Origin of the sequence: Aeromonas sp. QDB25, from assembly GCF_027707725.1 — a bacterium.
GTDB lineage: Bacteria > Pseudomonadota > Gammaproteobacteria > Enterobacterales > Aeromonadaceae > Aeromonas > Aeromonas caviae.
This window is the reverse complement of the sequence record NZ_JAPCIZ010000122.1, coordinates 1-6872: the sequence shown is the minus strand read 5'-3', so window position 1 is coordinate 6872 and position 6872 is coordinate 1. Positions and strand designations below refer to the sequence as shown.

At 60.9% G+C, this 6872-nt stretch carries 10 protein-coding genes; 6 read left to right on the top strand and 4 right to left on the bottom strand.

What is annotated here, in order from left to right; translation table 11 throughout:
• Positions 1-131: 131 nt before the first annotated feature.
• Positions 132-1094 (bottom strand): lytic murein transglycosylase, encoded by a 963-nt coding sequence (locus PG883_RS22085; protein ID WP_052816494.1) that lies wholly within the window; start codon positions 1092-1094, stop codon positions 132-134.
• Positions 1091-1369 (bottom strand): YcgL domain-containing protein, encoded by a 279-nt coding sequence (locus tag PG883_RS22080; RefSeq protein WP_029314494.1) that lies wholly within the window; start codon positions 1367-1369, stop codon positions 1091-1093. Before PG883_RS22080 ends, PG883_RS22085 begins: the two co-directional genes overlap by 4 nt.
• Positions 1370-1475: 106 nt before the next feature.
• Between PG883_RS22080 and minC the strand changes: the two genes are divergently transcribed.
• The 6 genes from minC to PG883_RS22050 all read left to right on the top strand — a co-directional run bounded on the left by minC (position 1476) and on the right by PG883_RS22050 (position 5180).
• The gene (gene minC, locus PG883_RS22075; RefSeq protein ID WP_029314493.1) at positions 1476-2201 is read left to right on the top strand and encodes a septum site-determining protein MinC; all 726 of its coding nucleotides are present in this window, start codon (positions 1476-1478) and stop codon (positions 2199-2201) included.
• A gap of 18 nt (positions 2202-2219) precedes the next feature.
• Positions 2220-3032, top strand: coding sequence for a septum site-determining protein MinD (gene minD, locus PG883_RS22070; RefSeq protein WP_010674647.1), 813 nt, complete (start codon positions 2220-2222; stop codon positions 3030-3032).
• A 2-nt stretch (positions 3033-3034) separates the two neighbouring features.
• Complete coding sequence (minE, locus tag PG883_RS22065) at positions 3035-3304, top strand: cell division topological specificity factor MinE (RefSeq protein ID WP_010674646.1); 270 nt, start codon at positions 3035-3037, stop codon at positions 3302-3304.
• Between the two features lie 180 nt (positions 3305-3484).
• Entirely contained in the window at positions 3485-3811 is a 327-nt protein-coding gene (locus PG883_RS22060) for an HI1450 family dsDNA-mimic protein (protein WP_029314491.1), read from the top strand.
• 53 nt (positions 3812-3864) lie between these two features.
• On the top strand, positions 3865-4572 hold the full coding sequence (gene mtgA, locus PG883_RS22055; RefSeq protein WP_029314490.1) for a monofunctional biosynthetic peptidoglycan transglycosylase: 708 nt from the start codon (positions 3865-3867) through the stop codon (positions 4570-4572).
• A gap of 284 nt (positions 4573-4856) precedes the next feature.
• Positions 4857-5180: an HI1450 family dsDNA-mimic protein gene (locus PG883_RS22050; RefSeq protein WP_010674643.1), complete on the top strand. Its 324-nt coding sequence runs from the start codon at positions 4857-4859 to the stop codon at positions 5178-5180.
• Between the two features lie 45 nt (positions 5181-5225).
• Here the strand turns inward: PG883_RS22050 and PG883_RS22045 are convergent, their stop codons facing one another.
• Complete coding sequence (locus PG883_RS22045) at positions 5226-5537, bottom strand: DUF1289 domain-containing protein (protein ID WP_010674642.1); 312 nt, start codon at positions 5535-5537, stop codon at positions 5226-5228.
• 1 nt (position 5538) lies between these two features.
• The gene (locus PG883_RS22040) at positions 5539-6408 is read right to left on the bottom strand and encodes a CvfB family protein (RefSeq protein ID WP_010674641.1); all 870 of its coding nucleotides are present in this window, start codon (positions 6406-6408) and stop codon (positions 5539-5541) included.
• Positions 6409-6872: the final 464 nt, after the last annotated feature.

Here is a 6872-nt window from a genome sequence, read left to right as displayed (position 1 = left end):
TAACCATGAGCGGCCCAATATGGCGCTGGGCGGCTACACGCCGAAACAGCGCTTGGCACAGGCCGCATGACCTCTACTTTTGAGTGCTCCAAAAAATGGGGGGATTACCGTGACAGGAGAACGGGGGAGAGCTATTTCACGATGCGATCGGCCAGGGTGCCGACGGCCACCACGAAATAGGGGGAGCGATTCCAGTGACGCAGTACCCGGTAATTGTCATAGGCAAGGTAGCTTCGCCCGTGAATATCGTCAGGGCGGATGAGGGAGGCCTGCATGTCGACCACAGGCAGAGGTGAGCCGTCCTGCTGGCGAACCCCGAGGGCCTGCCAGGTCGCCAGGGACTTGCGGGTATCAAGCCCCAGCAAGGCGGGGTCCAGGCGTTCTGGCACCCTCACCCGCCGTCCCCAGGTCTGGTCTTCACGCCAGCCGTTCTGGCTCAGATAATTGGCAGCCGATCCAAATACATCCGCGAGATTGCCCCAGAGATCCTTCTTGCCGTCCCCGTCCTGATCCACCGCGTATCGCAGGAATGACGAGGGCATGAACTGCACCTGTCCCATGGCCCCCGCCCAGGATCCCTTGAAGTTGGCGGGGTTCACATGTCCCTGCTCCAGAATGCGCAGGGCATCGAACAACTCGCCTTTAAAGAAGGCTTCACGGCGACCGTCCCAGGCCAGGGTCGAGAGAGAAGAGATAAGGGGATAATGGCCGGTTATTTTGCCGAAATTGGTTTCAATTCCCCACAAGGCAACAATAAAGCGGGGTTGAACCCCATATTCCCGGCCTATTTTTGTAAGCAGCGGCAAATGCTGGCGATATAAGGTTTGGGCTTGCTTGACTTTCCATTCCGGCACCGCCCGGGGAATATATGTGTCCAGGGTCAGTTTGAATTCCGGCTGATTTTTGTCGTGCCTGATGGCAGCATCGACAAGATGTACATCCGCAAAGGCCGCACTCACCGTCTCGGGCAACATGCCCGCCGCCAGCGCCTGCTCTTTGAGGCTCGCCACGTACTGGTCAAAATCGGGGCCGGCCTGCACCGGCGATCCCGACAGGGCGCCTGACAACAGCAGTGCCAGCCGCCCAGCCCTCATCGTGCACCCTTTAATTGCGCCTTGTGCTGCTCCAGCAAGTTTTCCGGTGGCGGTGGCACCTGCAGATAAAAGCCCTGGCTCTTCAGGGCGGCCATCACCCGCTCCGTGGAGGCCAGCCCCAGGGGCTTGGCCGGGTCCAGCTTGGTCATCAGGACCAGTTCGGGACGCCCGAAGGTACTCATCAGCACCTCGGGAACACGGGAAAAGTCCTCTCTTCGTTCAATAAAGAGATAGGTCTCGGCTTTTTTGCGACTTTTATAGACTGCACACAACATGGAAATTGATATAATCCGACGGGTTTATTGCCTCTGGTGGTGGCAAACTATAACATCAGGAATTGAATAACAATAACGTATTACCGTCTCGGTTCGGGGAAGATTCATGGTTGAACGCGATAACGAATTGAAAGGGACCACCTTCACTATTTCTGTGTTGCATCTCAGCGATGGCAATCCGGCCCGGATCCGACAACTGCTGGAGGCCAAGGTCGCGCAGGCCCCCCAGTTTTTTAATTGTGCCCCCCTCGTCCTCAATGTGGAACGCCTCGAGGCGATCCCCGATTTCGAACAGCTCAGGGAGCTGGTCGAGTCGGAAGACTTCGTGCTGGTCGGGATCACGGGGGCGCGGGACGAGGCGATGAAGACGGCCGCCAAGGCGGCAGGCCTCGCCGTCATGGTGTCAGGCAAGAGCCGCAAGGCAGAACCTGAGCCGACGCCGCCAGCACCTGAGCCCAAGCCAGTGGAGGCCGCACCGGTTCCCCCGGTGCCAGCGCCCGTGGAGGCAAGCAAGGTCCACGTGGGCCCGGTGCGCTCCGGTCAGCAGATCTATGCAGCCGGCACCTCGCTGGTGGTGCTGGGCTCGGTGAGCCCTGGCGCCGAAGTCATCGCCGATGACAGCATCCATGTTTATGGTGCCCTGCGTGGCCGAGCCATCGCAGGGGCCAAGGGCAATCCCAAGGCCCGCATTTATTGCCAGCAATTGCAGGCCGAGCTGCTCTCCATCGCGGGCACCTTCCAGCTCAGCGATGCATTGCCTGCAGGCGTGATACAAGAGCCGGTCCATATCCGGCTCGACAATGAACAACTTCGTATAGACCGAATCAAATAGAGTTACAAGGAAGCGAGAATGGCGCGAATCATAGTCGTTACATCGGGCAAGGGTGGCGTTGGCAAGACGACAACCAGCGCGGCACTGAGCACCGGTCTGGCCCAGCGTGGCCACAAGACCGTGGTCATCGATTTTGACATTGGTCTGAGAAACCTGGACCTCATCATGGGTTGCGAGCGGCGCGTGGTCTATGACTTCGTCAACGTCATCAACGGGGAAGCCAACCTCAACCAGGCCCTCATCAAGGACAAGCGTTGCGAAAACCTGTTCATCCTGCCCGCCTCCCAGACCCGGGACAAGGATGCCCTGACCCGTGAAGGGGTGGAGAAGATCCTGGATCAGCTGGCGGAGATGCAGTTTGACTACATCGTCTGCGACTCCCCCGCTGGTATCGAATCCGGCGCCCTGATGGCGCTCTATTTCGCCGACGAGGCCATCGTCACCACCAACCCGGAAGTCTCTTCCGTGCGTGACTCGGATCGCATCCTCGGTATCCTGGCCTCCAAGTCCCGCCGTGCCGAGCGCGGTGAGGATCCCATCAAGGAGCACCTGCTGCTGACCCGCTACTGCCCGACCCGCGTCAACCGCGGCGACATGCTGAGCGTGCAGGACGTACAGGAGATCCTGGCCATCAAACTGCTCGGGGTGATCCCGGAGTCCCAGGCGGTGCTGCGCGCCTCCAACTCCGGCGAGCCGGTCATTCTGGACAAGGAGTCCGATGCCGGTCAGGCCTACGAGGACGCCGTCGCCCGCCTCTTGGGTGACACCAAGGATTTCCGTTTTCTGGAAGAAGAGAAGAAAGGCTTCTTTAGCCGACTGTTCGGGAGTTAAGCATGTCATTATTGGATTATTTTCGTTCCAACAAGAAACAGAACACCGCACAACTGGCCAAAGAGCGGTTGCAGATCATCGTGGCTCACGAGCGTTCATCCAGAGGGGGGCCGGATTACCTGCCCCAGCTCAAGCAGGACATCCTCGACGTGATCCGCAAATACGTGCAGATCGACCCGGACAAGATCACCGTCCAGCTTGATCAGAAGAGTGACGAATTGTCGGTGCTGGAGCTCAACATCACCTTCGCCGACGACCAGAAGAAGGGATGAGCTGACGCACCATGCGCGACCCCTTCCCCCAATGAAGACCGGATCCTTTCCCAGGATCCGGTTTTTTAATGCCTGGCGTCCCGGCATCTCGCCAAGGGCATCAGGGCCAGCTAGAATACCGCGCACCCCGAGGCGCTGCCGACGGACTTTCCCTCCCCCCTTATCTGGAACACGGCTTTTATGTCTTTGAATGACGAAATGCACAGCGTCGAGGAACTGCTCGACACCGCCCTCGAACTCTTCATGGAGCTGGCCTCCGACAACCTGCCCGAGCAGGAGATCGTCCGCTTCAATCAGGAGTTCAACGACCGCGGCCTGCTGGCGGAGACCGATCCCGCCGACGACTGGGCGGCCGACGTGGGATTTGAGGTGAGCGACGCCGACTATGCCGAGATCTGGGTCGGCCTTGGCAACGAACAAGAAGAGTACGAGCACCTGTTTGCCCGCATGCTGCTCTCCCGCCGCGTCGACGAGAAGTTCTGCCACATCGAATGGCTGCCCCAATAATTCCGGATCCCGATGATCCTGGCCACTATGACTGGGACGGCGGGCCCGAGCCCGTGAGGCCTTCGCGCAGACGGCGACTGCTGGGCTGGCTCGGCAAGCTGCTGCTGGCCGCCTTTGCGAGCACCATCGTCTCGGTCGCGCTGCTGCGCTTCATCGACCCTCCCATGTGGACCTGGCGCCTCGAACGCGCCCTGTTTCCCCCTGCCAAGATGGCCGAGGTGAAGCACGACTGGGTGCCGCTTGAGCAGATTTCCCGGGAGCTGCAACTGGCGGTGATCGCCGCCGAGGATCAGCGCTTTGCCGAACATCACGGTTTTGACATGGACGCCATCAGCTCGGCCCTCAGGCACAACCAGCAAAGCGGGCGGGTGCGCGGTGCCAGCACCCTCAGCCAGCAGACCGCCAAGAACCTCTTCATGTGGAGCGATCGCAGCTTCCTGCGCAAGGGGATAGAGGCCTGGTTCACCCTGTTGATGGAGCTGGGCTGGGACAAGTCCCGCATTCTCGAGGTGTATCTCAACATCGTGGAGTTCGGACCCGGCATCTATGGCGCCGAGGCGGCCGCCAGGCACTACTTCGGCAAACCGGCGATACGCCTCACCCGCTACGAGGCCTCCCTGCTCGCCGCCGCCCTGCCCAATCCCTGGCGTTATCGGGTCAAGCCCCCCTCACCCTATGTGCAACAGCGCTCGGCCTGGATCCGTCGTCAGATGGGTCAACTCGGGCAAGTCACCCTGAACCGGGTCCACGGCACAGAGTAGCGCCATCCTGCGGATCAGAGGCGGGCCCCAGATGGCCGCCGACGGTTTCCCGATGAAGGGGCAGATAGTGCCACCACCAGGTTTCGCGCCGCCGCTTGATCTGCCTTCTGTACTGTCGTCGCTTCATCTTGCCAGGCCGCCCCGTCACGCCGCCCCTGCTGGCGGCTCTGTTAACCTTATCCCCTGATCCCGCCATTTGACAGCACGGCGTCACCGCCCCCGGGCTGGCTGCCCATCCCAATACTTGTTAAAGTGGCGAACCTGGACGTATCTGGAGTGATTTCATGGAACAACGTAGCCCGGATCAGCTGGTCGAGTGGGCCTATGATCAGTTTCTGGAGCAGGCCGCCGACATGCTGGCACCCGAACAAATCGTCGACATCACCCTCGAGTTCGAGCAACGTGGCGCGGTGGAGGCAACCCTGCCCAATGCCGACTGGTCGACCGAACTCGGCGAGCCGGTGGACATGGCACGTTGGGCCGAGGTCTGGGTCGGCTTGCTGGATCATCAGGACGAGTTCGAGGTGATCTACGCCACCTTCCTCCTCCCACGGGATCAGAGCGAGCACGACGTGCATATCCGCTGGCACCGCCAGCAACAGGCATAAGAAAAGGCGCCCCAGGCGCCTTTTTCGTTTTTTGCGCTGCCCGAGTCAGGGGCGTGCCGAGATGGCCTTGGCCAGACAGCGGCGACACCAGCAGGCGCTGGCATCGCTCATGGGCAACGCGGGAAGCTGGTTGCACCAGCAGCGCTCGATGGGTTCCCCCGCCGACACGGCGCAGAACGCCGGCTCGCCGCAGCCCGGGCAGGCATGAGTGCTCTTCGAGCCATCGAGTTCGGCCATGCGGGCCAGCTGGGCCTCGCTGTCCATGGTGGACCACTGGCCTATCTCGGTCACGGTGCGGCCACAACCGAGGCAGAGCCCCTCTTTGGCCCGGCAGTCACCGATGCAGGGACTCGGCAACTTATTCGTCCCCTGCCGGCGTGTCGGAGCCCACGAGGCGGATGCTGTGCTCCTCGATGACGATCTTGCCCTGCTTGTAGAGGCCGCCGATCGCTTTCTTGAAGGTGCCCTTGCTCATGCTGAACATCTTGTAGATGACGTCAGGCTCGCTCTTGTCTCCCACCGCAAGGCTGCCCCCCTGCTTTTGCAGGCGCAGCAGGATGCGCGCACCAGCGTCATCCATCCGGGCCAGCCCCGGCTTTTGCAGGGTCAGGTCCAGTTTGCCATCTTCGCGCACCTGCTTGACCCAGGCGGTCAGCGGCCGGCCCGTCATCACGCGGCCGAACACCTCGTTCTTGAACAGCATGCCGGCGTACTGGCCATTGACCACGGCCTTGATGCCAAGGGGGGTGTGTTCCCCCGGCAGCACCGTCACCTCGTCACCGCTCTTGAAAGGGGGGTCGATGCGCAGGAAGCGCTCCAGACGGCTGGTACCGACCATGCGCCCTTCGTTGTCCAGCATCAGGTGCACCAGATAGACATGGCCCACCTGCATCGGCTTGTTCTGCTCGCGGCTTGGTACGAAGAGATCCTTCTTCATGCCCCAGTCGAGGAAGGCACCAATCTTGTTGGCATTGACCACCTTGAGACCGACGATGTCCCCCACCATGGCGAAGGGCTTGTCGGTGGTGATCACCGGCTCGCAATCCGCATCCAGATAGAGGAAGACGGACACCTCGCTCTCCTCGGCAACGCCTTCCGGCAACTGGCGCCTGGGCAGCAGCAGCTCGCCGTATTCCCCCGCCGCCAGCCAGGCGCCGCGCTCCTCGATCTCGACGACGGTCAGGGTGTTCATCTTGCCAATCTGTAACATGGTGATCTCTTCTTTCAATATCCGGATGGGCCCATCTCATGGAAGACCCGTCATATAGAGGTGCATCGCCTCCGTCGGATGAGAGAGGACGGGGCCGATTTATGTCATGCAGGCGCGCATGTTACCCCAGAGCGGCAGCAGGACCTAGCCCCTCCCCCCTGTGTCTGACCTCTTTTCCCGCTACCGGGCGGCCAGATTGACGATATTAGCAGCATTCAGTTCCCCCTTTGCTGCAAATAACCCCACTTTTAGGTAGACTTCGCGGCCGTCAAATCCAGAGGAAGCGTCGATGAACCCAGCCACTCGTACCCGTCATCTCAATCATTGACATCCTCCCCCACCTTAGCGCTTCGCGTCACAGGAGGGGGATCCCCATTACTGGGTGATAGCTGCTCGCGCAGTACCGGGTTCCTGCTTCATCGGGCGGCCTGATTGCACCGCGCCTCCACAGGCTAAAACGGCGTGTCCCGCCGCTAAAATAT

Excerpts from the sequence above, each read along its gene's own strand:
- minC (WP_029314493.1), top strand. The coding sequence starts at position 1,476 with ATGGTTGAACGCGATAACGAATTGAAAGGGACCACCTTCACTATTTCT.
- PG883_RS22085 (WP_052816494.1), bottom strand. The coding sequence starts at position 1,094 with ATGAGGGCTGGGCGGCTGGCACTGCTGTTGTCAGGCGCCCTGTCGGGA.
- minD (WP_010674647.1), top strand. The coding sequence starts at position 2,220 with ATGGCGCGAATCATAGTCGTTACATCGGGCAAGGGTGGCGTTGGCAAG.
- PG883_RS22080 (WP_029314494.1), bottom strand. The coding sequence starts at position 1,369 with ATGTTGTGTGCAGTCTATAAAAGTCGCAAAAAAGCCGAGACCTATCTC.
- PG883_RS22050 (WP_010674643.1), top strand. The coding sequence starts at position 4,857 with ATGGAACAACGTAGCCCGGATCAGCTGGTCGAGTGGGCCTATGATCAG.
- minE (WP_010674646.1), top strand. The coding sequence starts at position 3,035 with ATGTCATTATTGGATTATTTTCGTTCCAACAAGAAACAGAACACCGCA.
- PG883_RS22060 (WP_029314491.1), top strand. The coding sequence starts at position 3,485 with ATGTCTTTGAATGACGAAATGCACAGCGTCGAGGAACTGCTCGACACC.